Source organism: Microbacterium sp. SORGH_AS_0505 (assembly GCF_030818715.1).
Taxonomy (GTDB): domain Bacteria; phylum Actinomycetota; class Actinomycetes; order Actinomycetales; family Microbacteriaceae; genus Microbacterium.
The window spans coordinates 57331-77481 of record NZ_JAUTAT010000001.1 but is presented as its reverse complement, the minus strand read 5'-3'; the positions used below and the strand labels follow the sequence as shown (position 1 = coordinate 77481).

The 20151-nt window shown below is 66.3% G+C and carries 18 protein-coding genes, 1 tRNA gene and 1 pseudogene; 12 read left to right on the top strand and 8 right to left on the bottom strand.

The genetic code is table 11. The annotated features are described in order from the left end of the window. Nucleotides 1–274: 274 nt before the first annotated feature. The 4 genes from QE428_RS00430 to QE428_RS00415 are packed head-to-tail and all read right to left on the bottom strand — an operon-like array spanning nt 275 to nt 2687. Nucleotides 275–1420 (bottom strand): GDSL-type esterase/lipase family protein, encoded by a 1146-nt coding sequence (locus QE428_RS00430; RefSeq protein WP_307461844.1) that lies wholly within the window; start codon nt 1418–1420, stop codon nt 275–277. Next, nucleotides 1417–1974 carry a TetR/AcrR family transcriptional regulator gene (locus QE428_RS00425; protein ID WP_307461839.1) on the bottom strand — a complete coding sequence of 186 codons (558 nt, stop codon included), beginning with the start codon at nt 1972–1974 and terminating at the stop codon, nt 1417–1419. The genes QE428_RS00430 and QE428_RS00425 overlap by 4 nt, the downstream gene beginning before the upstream one ends. A gap of 30 nt (nt 1975–2004) precedes the next feature. Beyond that, complete coding sequence (locus QE428_RS00420; RefSeq protein ID WP_091355290.1) at nt 2005–2292, bottom strand: transcriptional regulator; 288 nt, start codon at nt 2290–2292, stop codon at nt 2005–2007. After that, on the bottom strand, nt 2289–2687 hold the full coding sequence (locus tag QE428_RS00415; protein WP_091355286.1) for a hypothetical protein: 399 nt from the start codon (nt 2685–2687) through the stop codon (nt 2289–2291). The genes QE428_RS00420 and QE428_RS00415 overlap by 4 nt, the downstream gene beginning before the upstream one ends. Before the next feature lie 144 nt (nt 2688–2831). Here QE428_RS00415 and QE428_RS00410 point away from each other — a divergent pair, with 144 nt between their 5' ends. The 3 genes from QE428_RS00410 (at nt 2832) to QE428_RS00400 (ending at nt 4799) form a co-directional block, all read left to right on the top strand. After that, nucleotides 2832–3512: a hypothetical protein gene (locus QE428_RS00410; RefSeq protein ID WP_157681079.1), complete on the top strand. Its 681-nt coding sequence runs from the start codon at nt 2832–2834 to the stop codon at nt 3510–3512. Between the two features lie 25 nt (nt 3513–3537). Further along, nucleotides 3538–4488 (top strand): hypothetical protein, encoded by a 951-nt coding sequence (locus QE428_RS00405; protein ID WP_307461825.1) that lies wholly within the window; start codon nt 3538–3540, stop codon nt 4486–4488. A gap of 74 nt (nt 4489–4562) precedes the next feature. Then, nucleotides 4563–4799 (top strand): hypothetical protein, encoded by a 237-nt coding sequence (locus QE428_RS00400; RefSeq protein WP_307461822.1) that lies wholly within the window; start codon nt 4563–4565, stop codon nt 4797–4799. Nucleotides 4800–4804: 5 nt separating this feature from the next. On the opposite strand, the gene QE428_RS00395 is transcribed toward QE428_RS00400, so the two are convergent. Next, complete coding sequence (locus tag QE428_RS00395) at nt 4805–5776, bottom strand: CPBP family intramembrane glutamic endopeptidase (RefSeq protein WP_307461820.1); 972 nt, start codon at nt 5774–5776, stop codon at nt 4805–4807. A gap of 86 nt (nt 5777–5862) precedes the next feature. Continuing rightward, nucleotides 5863–6507: a hypothetical protein gene (locus QE428_RS00390; protein WP_307461818.1), complete on the bottom strand. Its 645-nt coding sequence runs from the start codon at nt 6505–6507 to the stop codon at nt 5863–5865. Between the two features lie 143 nt (nt 6508–6650). On the opposite strand from QE428_RS00390, the gene QE428_RS00385 reads away from it, so the two are divergent. Further along, complete coding sequence (locus QE428_RS00385; protein WP_307461816.1) at nt 6651–8780, top strand: DUF262 domain-containing protein; 2130 nt, start codon at nt 6651–6653, stop codon at nt 8778–8780. 6 nt (nt 8781–8786) lie between these two features. Here the strand turns inward: QE428_RS00385 and QE428_RS00380 are convergent, their stop codons facing one another. Further along, nucleotides 8787–9602 carry an endo alpha-1,4 polygalactosaminidase gene (locus QE428_RS00380; protein WP_307461812.1) on the bottom strand — a complete coding sequence of 272 codons (816 nt, stop codon included), beginning with the start codon at nt 9600–9602 and terminating at the stop codon, nt 8787–8789. A gap of 47 nt (nt 9603–9649) precedes the next feature. Between QE428_RS00380 and QE428_RS00375 the strand changes: the two genes are divergently transcribed. From QE428_RS00375 to QE428_RS00340, 8 genes and pseudogenes are all read left to right on the top strand, one after another. Then, nucleotides 9650–9721: transfer RNA gene (locus tag QE428_RS00375), tRNA-Arg, on the top strand. Between the two features lie 195 nt (nt 9722–9916). Continuing rightward, a complete protein-coding gene (locus tag QE428_RS00370) occupies nt 9917–11866 on the top strand; it encodes a class I SAM-dependent DNA methyltransferase (protein WP_307461808.1) in 1950 nt (649 codons plus the stop codon). Then, entirely contained in the window at nt 11863–13086 is a 1224-nt protein-coding gene (locus tag QE428_RS00365) for a restriction endonuclease subunit S (RefSeq protein ID WP_307461805.1), read from the top strand. The genes QE428_RS00370 and QE428_RS00365 overlap by 4 nt, the downstream gene beginning before the upstream one ends. After that, on the top strand, nt 13083–16184 hold the full coding sequence (locus tag QE428_RS00360) for a type I restriction endonuclease subunit R (protein WP_307461803.1): 3102 nt from the start codon (nt 13083–13085) through the stop codon (nt 16182–16184). The genes QE428_RS00365 and QE428_RS00360 overlap by 4 nt, the downstream gene beginning before the upstream one ends. Before the next feature lie 37 nt (nt 16185–16221). Next, nucleotides 16222–17817 (top strand): hypothetical protein, encoded by a 1596-nt coding sequence (locus QE428_RS00355; protein ID WP_307461800.1) that lies wholly within the window; start codon nt 16222–16224, stop codon nt 17815–17817. Nucleotides 17818–18165: 348 nt separating this feature from the next. Then, nucleotides 18166–18333 (top strand): annotated as a pseudogene (locus QE428_RS14675) (hypothetical protein); the annotation flags it as partial. A gap of 31 nt (nt 18334–18364) precedes the next feature. After that, nucleotides 18365–18640: a DUF6412 domain-containing protein gene (locus QE428_RS00345; protein WP_307461797.1), complete on the top strand. Its 276-nt coding sequence runs from the start codon at nt 18365–18367 to the stop codon at nt 18638–18640. An 84-nt stretch (nt 18641–18724) separates the two neighbouring features. Continuing rightward, nucleotides 18725–19447, top strand: coding sequence for a membrane protein insertase YidC (locus tag QE428_RS00340; RefSeq protein WP_307461793.1), 723 nt, complete (start codon nt 18725–18727; stop codon nt 19445–19447). A gap of 31 nt (nt 19448–19478) precedes the next feature. On the opposite strand, the gene QE428_RS00335 is transcribed toward QE428_RS00340, so the two are convergent. Next, complete coding sequence (locus QE428_RS00335) at nt 19479–20102, bottom strand: cyclodeaminase/cyclohydrolase family protein (protein WP_020096907.1); 624 nt, start codon at nt 20100–20102, stop codon at nt 19479–19481. Nucleotides 20103–20151 lie beyond the last annotated feature (49 nt).

Here is a 20151-nt window from a genome sequence, read left to right as displayed (position 1 = left end):
GCGACATCGTGCGCCGACGGTCGGCATCCTGCGCCGAGTCACCACCCGGTTGCCGAGTCACCGGCAACTGCACGCTTTCGGGTGGTGATTCGGCACGCGGGTGTTGAGCCGGGAGCAAGTCGGGCCGCATGGTCGCGTGCGAGTGGAGAGAGTGCCGGTTCGCGGCATCCCGCGTCGAGTCACCACTCGGTTGCCGAGTCACCAGCTGATTGCACGCTTTCGGGTGGTGATCCGGCACGCGGGTGTTGATCCGGCGCTGAGCCTCGCGGTCAGCTCACCGCTCGCGCACCCCGCCTGACTGCAACGCGATCGCCGCGAAGCGCTCGCCGATGAGGCGATGCGCCTCGGGGCTCGGGTGCAGCCGGTCGGGGAGCGGGTGGGTGGCGGCATCCGCTTCGCCGTAGAGGGCGAGGCCGTCGATGAGGTGCAGGTTCGGGTCGTCGCGGTGCGCGTGGACATCGGCGAGGGCGTCGCGGATGACGCGGAGCGTGAGGCGTCCGCCGGCGGTGTCGACGGGGGTGCCGGCGGCGCCGAAGAGGAGGGTGCCGGTGGCAAACGAGGCGGGGTCGATGATGCCGGGGCCGGGGGCGTCTTCGTGGATGCCGCACCAGATCGGCGTGATGAGGTGCAGAGGCGTGTCGGGGTGGCCGTCGCGGATCGTGTCGAGAAAGCCGTGCACCGCCGGCACGAACGCGCGCAGCCGCATCGCGTCGGCGTTGACGACGTTGATGCCGAGCGCGACGCTGATGATGTCGGCGGGGGTGTCGCGGATGACGCGCGCCATGAACGGGTCGACCTGGGCGCTGCCGCCGACGCCGAGGTTGCGGAGGTCGAGTCCGGCGCGGCGGGCGGCGAGCGAGACCCAGGTGCGGCTCGGCTGTGTCGCGTTGGATCCCTGGCTGATCGAGCTGCCGTGGTGCACCCAGCGCGGGCGTTCGGTCGTGTCGGCGGAGGCGGGTGCGTCGGCGCGCAGGGCGATGAGCTCGATCGTCTCGTTGTGCGGCAGCCAGAGCTCGACGAGCTTGTCGCGCGGGTCGAGTCCGTCGACGGTGATGCGCTGCACCGGTCCTTCGACGAGCTGACGGATGCCGGTGGCCGGGTCGGTGTCGACGGTGTCGCCGCCGTCGAGCTCGATGCTGTCGTGCAGGGTGCCGTCGATGCGGACGTCGACGCGTCCGCGCGGGCGGGAGAGACCGCCCAGGGTGGCGCGCGTGGAGTGGAGGTCGAGTTCGAGGCGGGATGCCGCGGTGCCCACCGCGATGCGGGCGCCGGCGGGCTGCGCCTCGACGCCGAGCAGTTGCGGCTCGGGGTACTGGGTGCGCACCCATGCGGGCAGGCGGTGCGGCCGCAGGCCGCGGCTCGTGGGTTCGAGCTCGGCGAGTCCGCGGACGGTCGTGGTGTCGAGGGTGATGTCGATCATGCGGGGTCCTTGGGGGTCCAGGTGCGGAGGGCGCGGTCGAGGGCGTCGAGGGCGCGGTTCCACGAGGCGTCGGTGGTCTCGTCGCGGTGGGCGAACGAGTCGGCGGCTTCGAGGGCGAGATAGCCGGCGATGGTGGCGCTCGCGAAGCGGACCGCGTGCACGGTCTCGCTCGCGGGAAGGGCGTAGTCGCCCAGCGAGCCGACGACGAGCGCGGAGATGCGGGATGCCGCCGGCCCGGTGATCTCGTTGTGCTCGACGGGCCGCGAGATCATCGCCCAGCGTGCCGGGTGCGCGAAGGCGTAGGCGCGTTGCGTGTTCGCGAGGTCGCGGAGGGTGGGGGACTCGCCGATGGTGTCGGCGAGCTCGGTGAAGACGGCGGCCTGGACGGCGCTGCGGAGCGCGGCGAGGTCGCGGACGTGCGCGTAGAGGCTGGCAGTCTGCACGCCGACGCGTCGGGCGAGCGCCGACATCGAGAGCGCGCCCGGTCCGCCGGCGTCGATGAGGTCGAGCGCCGCCCTGGTGAGGGCGTCGGGGGAGAGGTTCGCGCGGGGCACGAGGATTAACCTACACCCTTTAGGTTTTGATCAGCTTATCCCGTACTTGCGAAGGCCGTCGAGCAGGTTCCGGAAGGTCCGTACCCCGAGGGGTGTCGCCCGCACGACCGTGTGCGCGTACCGGCCGATACGTTCCTTGCGCACCTGGACGAGTGAGCGATCGTCGAGGAAGCCGACGGCTTTGGAGATGTCGGGGATGCTCAGGCCGGTGAACTCCTCGAGTGACCGGTAGTCGGACTCGTCGACCTGGCACAGGAATCCGAGGACTTTGAACCGCGGCAGCACGAGCAGTTCCCGCTCCGTCGCGGCTTCGGTCATCGGCGACCCCGCCGGATCAGTGCGACGAGCGCGATGAAGAGGGCGACCGGAATGGCGGGCCACAACCACGTCGCGAGCGATGTATGCGGGGCGAACTGGAGGAGGTTCCAGCCGGTCAGAATGGTGACGACTGCGACGAACACGGCGACCGGGGCGGTGTAGGCCGGTACGCGTGGCTGGTTGCGGCGGATCACCCGCAGTGCCTGAAGCGTCACCGTTGCCACAGCCGCGAAGCAGACGAGCACGAATCCGGGTGTCGAGCCGGCTGCGGCAGCGACGCCGCCGATGTAGGCGATCAGAGGGATGCCGACGATCAAAGTGATCTCCGAGGCGGTCCACCGCCAGGCTGGGGCTGAGGGCAGATCTGCGAGGGTCGCCCGCCGTGCGTCATCCATGCATCCTCCTGTCTCCGGCCGTCCGACCACGCTAGGTTGCTACTTGCTGATCTGCAACTATTGTCGCTGACGGCGGCGATCGCCACCGGATCGTGACCCACAGCCGTGACCGTGAGCGCTACGTTCAGCGAAAGGGGGGACCGCATGACGAAACGTCGGTGGCGCTTCATGGCGTCGATCGTGGCGGCGTTGGTCGTCGGTGGGGCGGCTGCCGCGCAGGCGTCGGAGCCGGAGACGCCCGCCGACGTGCGGGCGGCCCTGTCGATCGAGATGGCCGTCGACACCGGCACCCTGCCTGAGCTCGAGGGTGCGGCATCCTTCGGTCCCGTGCACCGGGTGTATCGCTGGAGTGACGCTCTGATCGCCGGAGACGCCGGCGATCCGGTGACGGCGCTCGACGAGTGGGTGGCGCCGGTGCTGTCGTCCTCAGGTGAGGCGCTGGCGATCTACCGGGTGTGGCGTGAGTCTCCGGACAGCGTGGCCGAGTTCGCAGGTGTCGACGGGGATGCTGCGACGGCCGCCGCGATCGTCGATGTCGACGCGGATGCCGCACTGGTCTCGGATCCGACGGTCGCTGCCTGGTACGCGGTGTGGGACGACGTCGTGACACCGGTCGGCTCAGCGACGTTCTCCGACATCCGCGCGGGGACGCCTGTCGGTGAGGTCGCGACGCTGGTCTCGGAGAGGACAGCGCAGGCCGTCCGCGATGCCGCGCCGCCCGCCGGGAGGTCGTTCGCCGGCTGGGTGTGGGGCGGCGTCGGGGTGCTGGCGATCGCGGCGATCGGCGTCTGCGTCGGGGCGCGGCGGCGGGTGCCGGTGGGCTGAGCACCGGTCGTGCAAGCATGGCCGCATGAACCCGGACGACGAGCTCCCGCGTATCGGCCATTCCGCTGTAGATCCTGCAGCTGTCTCCGGCGAGGGTGAGGCCTTCGCAGAGCTCGCCGCCCGGCTTGGAGTGGAGCCCATCGAGGCGCAGGTGTCGGAGGGTTGGCGGGTATTGCGGCAACGTGGCGACGAGGCGGTCGTCGGAGCTCCGCTGGACGCCGAGCGGACATCGTGGTGGGTTGCGTACCTGCGACCGGGGGAGGAGGTGTGGTTCGTCGACAGTCCTGAGCGGCTGCGGGCCAGTCACGCCGAGCGCCGTCGCGGTCTCGCTCTGCGGTGGCCGTCGGTGGCCCGGCCGGATGCCGGTCCGGATGGTTTCGTGATCGATGTCGTCAACACCGGCAGTCAGCGCTGGGAGCCCGACGGTGACTCGTTCCAGGTGGTCGGCTCCGTGACCGGTGCGCACGAGTCGAGGGTGCTCATGACCTGGGCGGCGTCGGGCGGGATGCCGGCGGTGCCGCTCGACCCGGGCGAGTACGCGCGCGTGCCGGTCGATATCGATGAAGACGCGTGGGCGGCGGTCGTGCCGGGCGAGAACACGTTGCATGCCTGGCTGGTTCCGCTTCGGGTGGTGGCCGAGCCGCTGCAGATTCAGGTGTCTGCGGAGTCCGTCAAGGATGCGCAGGCCAACGAGCGTTGGGAGGGATCGGACCAGAACCGGGCGGCTCTGGCGGCGGATCTCCTCGAGCAGCGGGCCATTCTGGATGCCGGCCCTCGCCTCGCCGAGATCGCTTCGGCGATCGCGGGCACGACGACGGAGGAGGCCGCGGTCGCGGCGGTCGAGTCGCTGCTCGGAGTCGGTGCGAGCGCCGCGGAGGCCGTGTTCCGCCGGGCATCTCTCAGCGATCTGCACGTGTCGTCGGCGGAGTGGCGCCGCGAGCGCATCGCCCACACCGAGCAGAAGCTCGCCGAGTAGCGATCTCCGCCGCGCGGGGGAGGCGTGCCGCTGTGCCCGCCGCCTACCGTCGTTGAGGACGGAAGGAGCACGCGATGACTGAACCAAAGAACGAGACCCCGGTCGCAGTCTGGTATTTCATCGGCGCGACCTTCGCCGGTGCCCTGCCGAACCTGCTGCTCCCGGGCCTGAATGCCTGGGTGCGGGTGCTGTTCATCGTCGTGGCGCTGGTGCTCATCTCCGCCGGGTTCGTGCAATTGCGGCGTGAAACCGGGTGGGGGAAGAAGCGCGAGAGCGACGAGCCGCCGTCGGGATCGTCGCCCGACGCCTGAGCGCGTCAGGCGCCGGTCTGCGGCAGTCGCGACTTCTTGAACTGGCCGAGCGCCAGCAGCAGGAGAATGACCGCGGCGCACGCGAGCCAGCCCGGCCAGCTGAGCGGTGACGCGGCGAGCGGCTGCAGCTCGGGCGTAGACACGAGGAACGCGAAGCCGGCGGCGGCATTGAACGCGCCGTGGCCGAGGACAGCGGGCCACACGTTGCCAGATCGCAGGCGCAGCCAGCCGAGCAGGATGCCGAAGCTGAGGCATCCCATCACCATCAGGGCGACCCCGAAGAGGTTGGGCTCGGCGAAGTTGTAGCCGAGCAGGATGATCGGCGCGTGCCAGAGGCCCCAGATGACGCCGCTGATGAGCAGCGCCGGCCAGGTGCCGAGGGGGCGGAGGGCGGAGAGCAGCCAGCCGCGCCAGCCGAGCTCTTCGCCGAACGCGAGGAACGAGTTGATCACGGCACCGACGGGAATGAAGGCGAGCTGGGTGATGACGAGCACGCCGACGGGGACTGCGATGTTTGGCGTTCCGGCTGCGTCGAGCTGAGCCTGGAGAGCTGCGGCGAAGCCCGAGAAGTTCACGAGGTCGAGCTGCAGCGCTCCGGTCGCGGCGGCGATGAACGTGGCGAGCACCGGCACAACGACGGCGGTGGCGAGGCCGATGCCGAGCAGGCCGAAGAAGCGGCCGAGGGGCTTGATCGGGACGAGGGCGAGCATGCGCCAGGCCCGCCGTCCGGCCGTGCGGCGCAGGAACAGGGTGACGATGAGTGCGGCGACGGCCGGTGTGAACATCATCACCGGCAGGAGCAGCGGTGCGATGGGGGTGGCGAGGCCGTCACCCGTCCAGAGGGGAAGCGTGACGAGCCAGGCGAGCCCGCACGCGATGACCGTGAAGGCGATGACGGCGATCCACGGGACGGTGGTGGTTCCGCGCGTGTCCGGAGTGGCGGGGGTGGATGCCGCGGGTGCGGGGTCCGTGCTCATGGTGGGGTGGCCTCCTGGTGGCGAGGTGCTTCCGCCGGTGTGGTCAGGGTGGGGGCGCGAACGGCATCAGGCTACGTGACGAGCATTTAGCAGTACGCGCATGCGCCGCTCGCGGGAAGCTGCATCGAGCAGTCAGGGCAGAAGCTGACGCGAGCTTCTGCCTTCGAGTTGCGACTGCCGCCACCGTCTCGCAGCCTGTTCACGGGGAGCTCGATCGTCTGGCCGACGCCTTTCCCCACCCGATGCCAGATGTACCCGCTGTGGAAGAAGGCCTTCTGGTCGCCTTCGTAGGGTACGCCGGCGATGTAAGTGCGACTTCGCGGGATGTAGAACTCGCGGTAGCGATGCTGAGAGAGGAAATCCCGCACTGCGCTCATGTTCTCGAGGGGAATCCGGAACTCGGCAAGGGCCTCGTCGAACGTCGCGAAGGTGCGTCGATTCTGAGAGTCGTCCAGTCCTTCGATATCGAAACCAAGGTCCGCCAGGCGACTGGCCGCGGCTCCTCGCCCGCCGTGGATCTCATCGTTCGACACTGCGATCCCGTGCTGATATTCGTACGCGGCGGCGAAGATCGCTTTCGAGTCGTAGCGACCGGACTCCGTCACGAGGAAGTACTCGCGTGCTTCGCCGTACCCGTATTTCTGCAAGAAGGCGTGCCGCCCCAACCGATCGAACTCCTCGAGGGCTCGTTCGACAGCGGCGACATCCGTGAGTTCGGCGTAGGCGACCATCCGTGCACGCTATCGAAAACTCCGGACATCGGGCTCCGGGGGAGCAGGTGTCTGGCACGATACGAAGGGGGTCGACGCTGACCGACATGCGTGCTCGGTGTGCGAGCGAGAGCCCCGCGATCTCGAACGAAGGGCGAACCTCGATGAAGACGGACGTCACCACGCCGCAGGGCATCTTCGGAATGCCGCAGCACCTCACCGTGCCGTTGTATCAGCGGCCGTACGTGTGGACCGAGGACGAGCAGTGGGGGCCGCTTTGGTCGGACATCCGTCGAATCGCGGAGCATCGCATGGTGACGCCGGGCGCGTCGGCCAGCCACTTCCTCGGCGCCGTCGTCACGCAGCAGGCCGAGGGTCGTCCCACAGGGGTGCAGGAGTTCTTCATTGTCGACGGACAACAGCGGCTCACCACGCTGCAGCTTGTGTTGGATGCCGCAGGTGCGGCGTTCGCGGCTCGTGATCTCGACGCCCATGCGGCTCAGCTGGAATATCTGACTCACAACACTGCGATGTTCGTCCGCGAGGGTGAATCCGGTCTCAAGTTGCGGCACGTCAATCGCGATCGTGCCGCGTTCGAAGAGGTGATGCTGGCGGCCGCGCCGGTCCATCACAGCAGCCTGAAGAACCGTGACTCGCTGATCGTCAGGGCGCACGAGTTCTTCCATGACCGCATCGTGTCGTGGCTCGATGAGGACCCGCAGTCGACCGCGGCGAGGGCCGAAGCTCTGCGTGAGGCCCTTCAGGGGGCTCTCGAGCTGGTGGTCATCCAGCTGACCGCCGCGGAGGACTCGCAAGAGATCTTCGAAACGCTTAACGCGCGCGGCACACCGCTCACCGCGGCAGACCTGATCAAGAACTTCGTCTTCCAGAGGCTCCGGCAGGATGGCGAGGATGAGCACGCGGCGTACCGCGAAGCATGGCCGTTCGAAACGCCGTTCTGGGAGAGCGAGGTGAGCGTCGGGCGTTACACCACGACCCGCAGCGCCGTCTTCCTGAGCCAGTGGCTCGTCTCCCGAATCGGCAAGGAGATCAGCCCGCGATCGACCTTCACACGGTTCAAGTTCTTCGTCGAGCACGAGAACGAGGGGTCGATGATCGATCTGCTCCGCGTCATCAGTGAGCAGGCGGCGACGTACGAAGGACTGACGAAGCGTGCCGGCGATGCCCACGCAAATCTGGATCGCATCGAGCTGCACTTCCATCGGATGGCTGTCGCGCAGGTCGAGATCACGAAGCCGATCGTCCTGTGGCTGACGGAGCCGGAGACCGGCATCAGTTCCGCCGACGCGGCCGCGGTCGTCTCCATGGTGGAGAGCTGGATCGTGCGGCGACGTCTGTTGAGATTGCTGAGCGGTGACCTCAGTCGCGTCGCGGCTGACCTCATTGCCTCCGGACGGGCGGCACCGGACTCAGACGTCGTTCGAGTTGTCGAGACGTTCCTTACCGGGCTCCAGTCCGCCAGCACCTATTGGCCAGGCGATGAGGAGATCACGCGGTCGCTCGCGACGGAGCCGTTCTATCGGCGGTTCTCGCAACCGATGCAACGGATGCTGCTGCAAGCCGTCGAGGACTGGTATCGGGGGTACACGGACGTCAAGCCGTCGAAGGCGGGTGCGCGGGTTCACCGCGGCAAGCAGCAGGTCGAGCACATCCTTCCGCGCGGGTGGCGCACGAACTGGCCGGTGGAGGGCATCGCCGCCGAGGCGGATCGCGACGCGCACGTCCATCGCCTCGGCAACCTGACGTTGCTGACGGCGTCCTTGAACGCGTCCGTGTCGAACAGCGCCTGGCTGGGTGACAAGGGGAAGCGTGCCGAGTTGCGTCGCCACGACGTCCTGCTCATCAACCGGACGATCCTCGACCGAGCGGTGGAGCAGTGGGATGAGCAAGCGATCGATGAGCGCACGTCCGAACTCACCCGAGCCCTGCTCGAGACGTGGCCGGTTCCGGCGGGGCACCTCGGCAAGGTCGTGGACCGTGCCTCTCGCGTATCGCGCGCGACCGTCACTTATGCGCAACTCGTCGATGCAGGGCTGCTCGAGGTCGGGACCACCCTGACCTGTACCGATGAACGCTGTCCCGATGCCCGCTGCGAGGTACTCGCGGGAGGGCAGGTCGAGTACGAGGGGAAGCGCTACACGGACCCCGCGGGCGCTGCCCGGGTCGTGCGCCAGGGGCAGAGCGGCAACGCCTGGTACTTCTGGCGGACGCACGACGGCGAGACCCTCAACACGCTCCGCGAGCGGTTCCTCGCCAGCGTGTCGGAGGAGTGAGCTACGTCACTTGCAGGTCTCGAACACGTACGCCGGGTCATCCGGCGTGACGAGGTCCCGGTCTCGCAGAACGACGGATGCCGGTGTCTCCGGGTCGGCGCAGACCTCGTCCCACGGGCGGGGGAGGTTGTCGGTGTACTCGATCACGAGCACGTGATCGCCGTAGACCTCGGTGTAGGCGGAGCACTCCGCGTAGGCCGCGCACTCCTCGACCACGGCGAAGTCGAAGCCGGCGCGCGAGTGGAGGAGCGAGGCGTCCTCGGCGGCGTTCTTCTGCCCGGCCGCGAGTCCGACGTCGTGCGCGGTGTCGACGAGCAGGGTCGCGAGGTCGAGCGCGTCGTCACGGTTCAGGGCGCCGTCGGTGCGGGTGTAGGTGTCGAGGTTGTCGAACTCGACGGCCTCGAACCCGTCGGAGGCGCAGTCGCGGATCCACGGCCCGACGATCTTCGCGATCTCGTCCGCCTTGCGTGTGTCGAGGATGATCTCGTCCGGCCAGTCGGGGTCCATGACCGGCTCGCCCTCGTCATCGCGGAGCAGGAGGTCATCAGGCCAAGCGTCGAGCTCGCCCGGCTGCGTCTGGAAGCCGTTGACGTAGCAGACCGAGTAAAGGTTGTCGACGGATGCCGCGGCCCGATCGCGTACGACGATGTCGACGCCATCGGGTGGGTCGTAGGCGCCGCCGAGCTGGTAGTCGAGTTGGGCTCCGGCGGGTGGAAGCTGAGGTCCGGCGGGTGGGTCGTGCGGTGGCGGTGCCTGATCGGTGCAGCCGGTGAGCAGCAATGCGGTGGCGGCGAGCTGGGGAAGTGCGCGCCGGACGGTCATGTCGCGAACCTACCGGACGCCGGGGGATCGGTAGACTCGATGGGCCAGCCTCTGTAGCTCAATGGAAGAGCAGTTCCGTCCTAAGGAAACGGTTGGGGGTTCGAGTCCCTCCAGGGGCACAGATCTTTGCATGCAGTCGCGCCTTCCGCGCAGACCCGTGATCACCTCGGATGTCGATGCGCGCCCCGGGTCTCACCCCAGTCGCCGTCTGACAACGAGGGCACAACGCATTCCTGCCACGAATAGGCGAGGATGAATGAATCGCGGCCGCTCGGCCGCTCGATCTTCGAGCTCTACAGCAGGAGTGCCCACCTGTGGTGAATCACGTCGCCTTCATTTGGAATATCGCCGAGTCTCTTCGCGGCCCGTTCAAGCCCTCGGAGTACGGATCGGTCGTTCTTCCGTTCACCGTGCTCCGCCGCCTGGATGCGGTACTCGCCGACACCAAGCCCGCCGTCCTCGAGGCGGCGAAGGGCATCGAGTCGCTTCCCGAGATGCTCCAGACGATCAAGCTCACCGAGGCATCCGACCACCAGTTCTACAACACGTCCCCGTTCGACTTCGCCAAGCTGGTCGCCGACCCGGCTGACCTCCGTGCGAACCTGTCCTCCTATATGGCCGGGTTCTCCCCGAACGTGCGGGACATCTTCGAGCGGTTCGAGTTCGATAAGACGCTGAACAAGCTGGCGGAGAAGAACAAGCTCTTCGCGGTGACCGAAAAGTTCGCGCAGGCTGACTTCCACCCCCGCACCATCAGCAACATCCAGATGGGGCTCGTGTTCGAGGAGCTGGTCCGATTCGCGAACGAGAAATCGAACGAGACCGCCGGTGACCACTACACCCCGCGCGAGGTCATCAAGCTCATGGTCGAGCTGCTGTTCGCGCTCGACGACGACGCCCTGTCGAAGTCGGGAGTGGTGCGATCGATCTACGATCCGACTGCCGGCACCGGTGGCATGCTATCCGTCGCGGACGAGTACCTCCGCACCCTGAATCCGGGCATCCAGCTCAGCTTGTACGGGCAGGACTACAACGACGCGTCGTACGCGATCTGCAAGGCCGACATGGTCATCAAGGGCCAGGACGTCGACAACATCGCCCTCGGCGACACCCTCACCGAGGACCACTTCGCCGACAAGAAGTTCGACTACGGTCTGTCCAACCCACCGTTCGGCGTCGACTGGAAAGACCAACGGACCTATGTTAACGACGAGCACACCAAACTCGGCTTCAACGGTCGCTTTGGCCCCGGCACCCCCGCCGTCAGCGACGGCGCCATGCTGTTCCTGCTGCACCTGGTGTCGAAGATGCGCAAGCCCGAAGACGGCGGGTCCCGCATGGCAATCGTTCTCAATGGATCACCGCTATTCTCCGGCGGCGCCGGCGGTGGCGAATCGAACATCCGCAAGTGGCTGCTCGACAACGACCTCGTCGAAGCGATCATCGGGTTGCCGAAGGATATGTTCTACAACACCGGCATCTCCACCTACATCTGGGTCCTCACCAACCGCAAAGACGAGAACCGCAAGGGCCGGGTGCAGCTCATCGACAGCCGCGAGATGTTCACCAAGCTCCGCAAGGGCCTCGGCTCCAAGCGCAACGAACTTTCCCCGAAGAACATCGAGACCATCGTCGGCCTGTACGCAGGATTCGAGGACCTCGAGCACTCGAAGATCTTCCACAACGAAGATTTCCTTTACCGCACCATTGCCGTCGAACGCCCCCTCAAGCTCAACTGGCACGCCACCCCCGAACGCATCGACACTGTCTTCGAAGCCAAAGCCATCCAGAAACTGAACGAGACGGATGCCGCCGCCCTGCGTGCTGCGCTCGACCGGCTCGGCACCGACACGGTCTGGAAGAACCGTGCCGAGTTCCAAAAGGTTCTGAAGGATGCCGCGAAAGCTGAAGGCCTCACCCTTCCCGCACCGCTGCTCAAGACCGTGACCGCGGAGCTCGGTGAGCAGGATGACAGCGCCGACATCTGCACCGACACGAAGGGTAGCCCGGAGTCGGATGCGTCGCTCCGCGACACCGAGAACGTGCCGTGGGGCGAGGATGTTGACGCCTACGTCGCCCGCGAAGTCCTCCCGTACGCGCCCGACGCGTGGGTCGACCACTCAAAGACCAAGGAAGGCGCTGAGATCCCCTTCACCCGCCACTTCTACCAGTACATCCCGCCCCGACCGCTCGAAGAGATAGACCGCGACCTCGACGCCGTCATGGACCAACTCCGGGCAATGCTCGTCGAGGTCGAACGGTGACGACGGGGCTGCGCCTGAAACACGTGGCGAAAGTGGACGCGGGTCAGTCCCCGTCGTCGTCAGATGTGGTGCCGTTTGATGGCGAGGGGATGCCGTTTCTTCAAGGCAATGCAGAGTTCGGCGGTCAGTACCCAACGGCCGTGCACCGCTGCGACTCCGCGCCACGAATCGCAGATGCGGGTGCTCTACTCGTCTCCGTTCGCGCCCCTGTCGGCGCCGTCAACATCGCCAATCAACGGTATGGGATCGGGAGAGGTCTCGCCGCCGTCAGGCCGCGAGCGATTCACGCACGCTACGCATATTGGCTCCTGCTCAGTTCAGCGGGTTGGCTCAATTCCATTGCAACAGGATCGACGTTCACCGCTATCAGCGGTGGCGATCTCGGCAACGTGTCGGTCCTCGTGACCAATGAGCGCGAGCAGCGGGCGATTGCGGACTATCTGGATCGGGAGACGGCGCAGATCGACGCGTTCATCGCGAAGAACGAGGAACTGATCACCCTCCTCACCGAACGCCGCGCGTCCGTTATCGGCAGCGCTGTCACGCGGGGACTAGACGAACGGGTCGAGTTGTCAACGGAGGGTCCCGAGTGGATCGGTGCGGTACCGGCCCCTTGGAAGGTGCTGCCCATCAAGAGTGCTTATTCAGTCGTTGTGGGCAAGATGCTCAACGAAGCGAAGTCCGAGGGCGACCCGGTCCCATATGTGCGGGCCGCGAACATTCAACCCGATGGACTCGACTTGAGCGACGTGAAGGAGATGAAAGCGACCCCCGCTGACCGTAGGACCCTCGCGCTGCGATCCGGGGACGTCGTTTTTGTTGAAGGCGGTGGAGGCTACGGCAGGTCCGACTATCTCGCCCAAGATCTGCCTGGCTGGATCTTCCAGAATCATGTGATCCGCTTGCGACCCCGACCGGGCCATGACGGCCGATTCTTGAACTACTGGCTCCAGCACGTCAAACGACTGGGGCATTATGAAGCTCTTAGCGCATTTGCGACGATCCCGAACGTGTCAGGCGACAAACTCGGGCGGATCGAGATGCCTGTTCCCTCGCTGTCTCAGCAACGCGAGATCGTGAAGCATATCGAGGAAGCAACTTCCCGGATCGACGCCGCGGTCGGGGTAGCACAGCGAAATGTCGAGCTAGCGCGGGAGCGTCGTGCCGCGCTGATTTCGGCTGCGGTGACAGGGAGGATCGACGTGGGGGTGGCGGTATGAGTGGTGTCGCTGGGGCGCACCTGGAATCGGTGCTGGAGAACGAGATCGCAGAGCATCTCGCGGCGAGCGGCTGGCTGTACTCGCCGACCGACGCTGGGTACGACCGGCAGCTCGCCCTATTCCCTGAGGACATTCTCGGTTGGCTCGCGGATTCGCAACCGACCGAGTTCGCGAAGGTCGTTCGCCCGGGCGACACCGACGCGCAGCGCAAGGCCGCGGGAGACAGCATCCTGAGCCGCCTAGCGAAGTCTCTGGATCTGGACCCTCTGAAGAACGGCGGGACGATCCGGATTCTGCACGAGGGCTTCTCGCTGGTGCCGCTTCACGGGGGTGCGGTGAAGTTCCGGTTGGCGCAGTTCCGGCCGGCGACCACGCAGAACCCGGACACGCTCGACACCTACGCGAAGATGCGGGTGCGGGTGATGCGTCAGGTGCATTACTCGGCGAGGCATCCGAACAAGGCGTTGGATCTGGTGCTGTTCGTGAACGGCATCCCGGTCGCGACCATCGAGTTGAAGACGGACTTCACGCAGGCGATCGGCAACGCAGTTGACCAGTACCGGTTTGACCGGTCACCCGCGGGTGAGCCGTTGTTCGGGTTTGCGAAGCGGTCGCTGGTGCATTTCGTGGTGTCGAACTCCGAAGTGAGGATGACGACGCGCCTCGCCGGAGCCGCGACCCGGTTCCTGCCCTTCAACAAAGGCGCACACGAGGGGGCGGGGAATCCTCCGAACCCGGACGGTTCCGCATCCTCCTACTTTTGGGAGGAGATCCTGCAGCGCGACACCTGGTTGCAGCTGCTGGCGTCGTTCGTGCACCTGCAGGTCGAGGTCGACGTCGACCCCGACACGGGCACGAAGACGAAGTCGGAGAGGGTGTTGTTCCCCCGATATCACCAGTGGCGCGCCGTGACGCGCCTGGTCGAGGCGGCGCGGGCGGAGGGTGCGGGCAACCGGTACCTGGTGCAGCATTCGGCAGGATCGGGAAAGACGAACTCCATCTCGTGGCTCGCGCACCGTCTCTCCCAGCTCCACGACGACCAGAACGCACGGGTGTTCGACACGGTCGTGGTGGTCACCGACCGGACGGTGCTCGACAAGCAGCTGCAGGACGCGATCGGCCAGTTCGAAAAGCAAACCGGCGTGGTGCAGTCGATCACGAAGGAAGCCGGTGAGTCGAAGTCTAAGCAGCTCGCCGCAGCTTTGACAGGTGGCAAGAACATCGTCATCGTGACGATCCAGTCGTTCGAAGCACTGATCACCGCGATCCAGACCCTGCCGGAGTTGCAGGGGCGTCGGTTCGCGGTGATTGCGGACGAGGCCCATTCATCTCAAACCGGATCGACCGCCGGCGCGCTGACCAAAGTGCTCTCCCCAGACGAGCAGGCCGCCGTCGCGGAAGGTGCCCCGATTAACTCGGAGGCGTACCTGCAGTGGGCGATGGAGGTCACGGCAGCTGCTCCGAACATTTCCTACTTCGCGTTCACTGCGACTCCGAAGGCGAAGACGCTGGAGTTGTTCGGGCGGGTGCCTGAGGGCGGGGATCTGCCGGAGCCGTTCGATCTGTATTCGATGCAGCAAGCGATCGAGGAAGGCTTCATCCTGGACGTGCTGCAGAACTACACGCCGTACAAGGTCGCGTGGAAGCTGCAACATCCCGATGCTGACTACGACGATGGCGGTGAGGTCGACGAGTCGACGGCGGTGAAGGCGCTGGTGCAGTACGTGCGGCTGCATCCAACGAACATCAGTCAGAAGGCGAAGATCGTTGTCGACCACTTCCGGACCTTCGTGCAGCCGTTGCTAGACGGGAAGGCGAAGGCGATGGTAGTTACGGGGTCGCGGGTGGAGGCCGTGCGGTGGAAGAAGTACCTCGACACCTACATCGCACATGCCGGAGTGCGGGACGTGCGATCACTGGTCGCGTTCTCTGGCACGGTCGAGGACCCGGAGGATGTAGGTGAGGGGCTGACGGAGCGCACCCAGAACCCGGGGGTGCCGTCCGATCTCGCCGAAGCGTTCAAGCCGGCGACGTTCAACGTGATGATCGTCGCGGAGAAGTTTCAGACCGGGTTCGACCAGCCCCGACTCGCTGCGATGTACGTCGACAAGAAGCTCGGCGGCGTCCAGGCCGTGCAGACTCTGTCGCGGTTGAACCGGACATATCCGGGCAAGGACAAGACGTTCGTCCTCGACTTCGTCAACGATCCCCAGGAGGTGCTGGATGCGTTCCTGCCCTACTACCGGAAGGCGACGCTCACCGCGAAGACCGACCCGAACCTGATTTACGACCTCGTGGTCAAGCTCGACTCGGCGGGTATCTACGACATGTCGGAGGTCGAGCAGGCGTTCGATGCCGCCCTCCTTGGTGGGGTCAACGCGAACTCAAAGGTGTCGGCTGCCACAAAGCAGGCCGTGGACCGGTTCCAGAAGCGCTGGGTCGCCGCGGTGCTCGATGGCGACAAGGCCGAGCTGGACGAGCTGCGCCTGTTCAAGGCCGATGTGGGCAACTTCGTGAAGTTCTACGACTTCATCTCCCAGGCCCGCAACCTCGAAGACACCGACCTGCCCCGCCGGCACTACTTCTTCCGCCGCATCCTCCCGCAGCTGTCGACCGCGACGATCCTGGAGCCGGTCGACATCTCGGACGTGACCCTGGTGGGGTACAAGATCAGTGCGGGCGAGTCGGTGAAACTGAATCTCGAGCAGGGGCCGGGGCTGGATCCCATCACCGCGATCGGATCGGGCGCGATCCACGAGAAGCATCGCAGCGCCCTTGAGGAGATCATCCAGAAGCTCAACGAACGCCTAGGCGACAAGTACGGTCTCGGCGTCATCGACCTGCAGATGAATCACATTGTGGGGAAGCTTGCGTTGGACGTCGATCTTGCCAACCAGGCAGCGGTGAACAGTCCGCAGCAGTTCGCCGAGTCGCCGGCGCTGCCGAAGGCGTTCACCAGGGCGCTGCTGAGCGTGCGGGACGAGACGCCGGCCTTCATCGACGACCTGTTCGGCGACAGCACTCTCTTTGCAGAGCTAGGCAAGGCTCTCCCGGCGTTGCTCTACGAGAACCTGACCGAGCGCAAGTGGTCGAGCTGACCGGCTGCCGGTCGCTCGGGCGCAGAAAGGGGTCTGTGTGAAACTCGCGGATTCGGCACGTGAGCAAGTCGGTCGCACCCGCGCAATCGCGCGCCTGGTTGGCGCGGCTGACCAGTCAACCCGCGACCAACTCGAAAAATACTTGTCCTTGCGCGCCGCACTGGCGGAATCGGATGTACGCGGTGAGAACGACGAATTGTTGGAGTGCCGAGCGCGGCTGCGTGAACTGAGCGATGCCTCATCAGCTGAAGCCGCCGACAACCTCAACTCCATCACCCGGGCGACGTCGCGCTCCGAATTGCTGCGTCTTCCACAGATCAAGAACATTACCCCGGGCCCTGCGTACGCTCGATTTGCATGGATTCTTGGAGTGGCAGGGCTCAACGGTGTGGACGGACAACACCGTCTCGAGGACTACCTGGCGGCCGCTGCCCGGTGGTACGCGGAGTCTCTCATTCACAACATTGCAGACCCGGCTGAGTCGAGTCTGCTTAGCATCCAGCCGACCGCCCGACATGGTCGGATGGACGGTGCAGGTCTACATTTCAGGTGGATCTGCGATCTGTTTTCGGAGGCAATCGACGCTTGGGCAACGGAAGTTGGCGGGGCTGCTGCAGATCTGTTCGGCGCCGGGCAGACAGCGGCATTTTCGGCGCTTGCCGCGGAAGCGGCTCGAACAGGACGCGCGGAGGTCGGCTCCTCCTTGAATCCGCGTATCAGGGCCATTCTGACGGCTCCACCTCGGCCAGGCGCGTCAGCGACCGCATTGGCTGAAGGTAGGGGCCCTGAGCTTCAGCCGCTGATCGATCTCGGTGATCGGGTAGTGATCGGAAATGCGACGTCGTTCGTCTTGTCACGCGAGTTGCCAATAATATACGCCGTGAAGGAGGCGCTCGGCTCAGGAGCGCAAGGCGAAGCATTCGAGTACGCGCTTGAGTACATCGCGAGCGCGCTCCTTCCAACTTCGCTCCATGCCGTCCGCGATTCATTTGTCACGGACGCATTGAACGCGAAGGACGGCGACCAAATCGACCTTCACATTTTCGGCCCCCGAGTCGACGTCGTGATCGAGGCCAAATCACACCTTCCGACGAAGGACTCTCAGTCCGCTGCGAACAGCTTTTGCGAACTCTTGGGGGCCAATCGGCAGGTACAACAACGGGTCAACCACATCCGAAGCGGCGGATGGGTGCGGCGCCGGCGTACCACCCGTAACGACCACGTGTCCGGATTTATCGTGTCGTTGCACGATTATTCGACGCAAGTTTGGCGCTCCGACTCAATGCGCGAGAGTGAAGTCGACGCGTTCGTCGCGATGCCCCTCCACTCATTTGCCGCGGCGGTCGGCTGTATGCGATCCCCGGCAGATCTGGCGTCGTACCTAGACGTGAGAAAAATGGCATCCGCGTCGGAAGTATTGGGCGGCGACGAGCTGGAGATATTGCTCGGATGGATGAGTGGTTGGACACCGTCCGACCTTCGAGCACGCGAAGGATTTGGCATGCAGTTTCGGCCGTACGCGGTCGACATAGAAGCGACCTTGAACGCGGAGTGGCGATCGGTTCTCGAATGGCGACAGCTGCTGTGGGAGCGCAGCAACCCTATCCACGGCGACGGCACACGCGCCATTTAAAACGATCGGGCTAGAGAGTCCTCCTTTCTCGCGAGAGCCCTCCTCTCTCGCGTCTCCCTCCATGCACGCAGACGGATCCGGCCACGCCACCGCGCAGCGGTGGCCACGCTGGGACCGTAACGTCCGCACCACCCTCTTCACGCGTGACCCGCCTCCGAGGTCGCCTCCTCACCGCCCTCGCCGGCGACCTGACCGGCATAGCACCATACGTCCGCGCGCTCGCCGACGGCGACGACGCCGGATACTTCGCCGAGAACGGCCCCGCATGGACTGTCCATGCCGGCATGAGCCCTTCTCCTTCAGGCTCTCCACCCGGGCGCCCTCGCCGGCGTCCACGACTGGCCGCGCTACCGCGACGACCTGATTGGTCGCCTCCCCGGCACCGTCCGCTGGGTCATCACCTTCACCTACGGCTCCACGGAACGAGCGGAAGACGCACCGGCTCCCGATCGATCCGCGCCTCGCGCACAATCTGTGGGAGCGCAGCGCAGAGATGGTGCAGCTCGGCTAGCCTGAGGGTCTCGACACTCGGGTAGGGGAGGTGGGCATGATCCACGACTTCCTGCGCGTCGTCCTCCAGTTACTCGGTCTCATCGTCGCAGTCGATCCCTCGATAGCCGGCTCCGCTCTCACCATCGCCCTCCTCGCGCTCGCCATCCTCACGCTCGCGCTCCTCGCGACCACCCTCCACGCAGCCACGCGCGGATCCACCCCGCATCCCACCCGACGCATCGAACTCACGGCACCGCTCGCGCAGAGCGATCCCGACGCTGCCGGACACGTCCGCCGTCGCGGGCCCGGTCAGGTGACCGCGGCCGCGTAGCGTCGAACCGTCCGGGCACCTCGTGCCCCGGCATCCGTTCGCGGCCGATCAGCCGACCCTGATCGCTCCGACGAACGGAACCCCGTGGACATCACCACCCTGCCTGTCATCTCCACCCTGCTCGACCTCACCTCCCGCGGCCTCATCGGCCTGACCTCGCTCCTCACCCCGTGGACGGGAGCGTTCGCGGGCGCCCTCGCTATCATGCTCGTGACCCTCGTGGTGCGGGCGGCGCTCATCCCCGCCGGCATCGCCCAAGCCAAAGCCGACCAGGCGCGTATCCGGCTCGCGCCGCGCCTCCGCGAACTCCAGACCCGCTACCGCGGCGACCGGGAACGCGTGCAACGCGAAACCATGGAGCTCTACCGCTCCGAGAACGTGTCGCCGTTCGCCAGCTGCCTGCCGATCCTCATCCAGGCGCCGATCGTCGGCCTGCTGTACTCCGTGTTCATCCACCCGAGCATCGCCGGGCACGCAAACGAACTGCTGTCGCAGACCCTGCTCGGCGTCCCGCTCGGCACGAGCCTGCTCCACGCCGTCACGACCGCAACCGCCGGCCTCGCGACCTGGCTGGTGATCGGATGCCTCGTCCTCGCGATCGCAGCGGTGGGGGAGATCACGCGTCGGGCGTTTCGGATCACGCCGGTGGAGGGGGTGCCGGGGGTTCCGATGGCGATGCTCGGGGCACTGCAGTTCGTGACCGCGGTGGTGGCGGTGTTCGTGCCGCTCGCGGCGGGGATCTACCTGCTGACGACGGTCACGTGGACGCTGGGGCAGCGGTTGGTGCTCAGACGGGTCTTCGGATGACGCGCGCTCGAACCGGCGCAGACTCCCGGCCCTACTCGGACGACCAGCCCGCCGCGATGCGGGTGCATTCCGCTCGCTTCGCGGCGAGGTCGACGAGGTCCCGTTCGAAAGCCGCGACCTTCGGGTCGAGGTGATCGTCCGCGGTCCGGTGCCTCGCCAAAAGGTCGAGATTGGCTCGCGCCGTGTGGTTCGTGCCCTCGAGCGCCGCCCGCAGAGCCTCCACCGCGACGCGCAGATCCGCCTCGACGTGCGGGTTGCCGATGTCGGCCAGCAGCCTGACCTCCTCGAGAAGGGATGCCGCGACCCGGCCGACGTCCAGTGCCGACGCGACGGCGACGACCGTCGCGTCCCGAACCGCCCGCTCGCGGTCGGGACCCTGGTCCATCGCGAGAGCCGCACCGAAAGCCGCGGACCGGACGCCGTCTTCCTCGGCGGCATCCAGCGCCAGGCGCCGCGTGCGGCTCAATCGTTGCTCGGCCTGTCGAGCCTCGGGGTCATCGTCGGTGTATGCCGCCACCATTCCCAGCAACCCTGCGGCGATGCCCGTCATCACGCCGCAGGCGGCTCCACCACCCGGTGCCCCCTTCGCCTGCGCGAGACGGTCCACCCATTCCGCGACCGGCGTCTCCGCGGGGTCGATGTCATCGCTGGCCATGCGACGACGCTACCCGTGCGGCTCCCGGTGACGAAGCCGGGGGAGGGGC

Excerpts from the sequence above, each read along its gene's own strand:
- QE428_RS00360 (WP_307461803.1), top strand. The coding sequence starts at position 13,083 with ATGAGTGGTGTCGCTGGGGCGCACCTGGAATCGGTGCTGGAGAACGAG.
- QE428_RS00345 (WP_307461797.1), top strand. The coding sequence starts at position 18,365 with ATGATCCACGACTTCCTGCGCGTCGTCCTCCAGTTACTCGGTCTCATC.
- QE428_RS00335 (WP_020096907.1), bottom strand. The coding sequence starts at position 20,102 with ATGGCCAGCGATGACATCGACCCCGCGGAGACGCCGGTCGCGGAATGG.
- QE428_RS00430 (WP_307461844.1), bottom strand. The coding sequence starts at position 1,420 with ATGATCGACATCACCCTCGACACCACGACCGTCCGCGGACTCGCCGAG.
- QE428_RS00405 (WP_307461825.1), top strand. The coding sequence starts at position 3,538 with ATGAACCCGGACGACGAGCTCCCGCGTATCGGCCATTCCGCTGTAGAT.
- QE428_RS00400 (WP_307461822.1), top strand. The coding sequence starts at position 4,563 with ATGACTGAACCAAAGAACGAGACCCCGGTCGCAGTCTGGTATTTCATC.
- QE428_RS00385 (WP_307461816.1), top strand. The coding sequence starts at position 6,651 with ATGAAGACGGACGTCACCACGCCGCAGGGCATCTTCGGAATGCCGCAG.
- QE428_RS00415 (WP_091355286.1), bottom strand. The coding sequence starts at position 2,687 with ATGGATGACGCACGGCGGGCGACCCTCGCAGATCTGCCCTCAGCCCCA.
- QE428_RS00420 (WP_091355290.1), bottom strand. The coding sequence starts at position 2,292 with ATGACCGAAGCCGCGACGGAGCGGGAACTGCTCGTGCTGCCGCGGTTC.
- QE428_RS00380 (WP_307461812.1), bottom strand. The coding sequence starts at position 9,602 with ATGACCGTCCGGCGCGCACTTCCCCAGCTCGCCGCCACCGCATTGCTG.
- QE428_RS00390 (WP_307461818.1), bottom strand. The coding sequence starts at position 6,507 with ATGGTCGCCTACGCCGAACTCACGGATGTCGCCGCTGTCGAACGAGCC.
- QE428_RS00410 (WP_157681079.1), top strand. The coding sequence starts at position 2,832 with ATGACGAAACGTCGGTGGCGCTTCATGGCGTCGATCGTGGCGGCGTTG.
- QE428_RS00395 (WP_307461820.1), bottom strand. The coding sequence starts at position 5,776 with ATGAGCACGGACCCCGCACCCGCGGCATCCACCCCCGCCACTCCGGAC.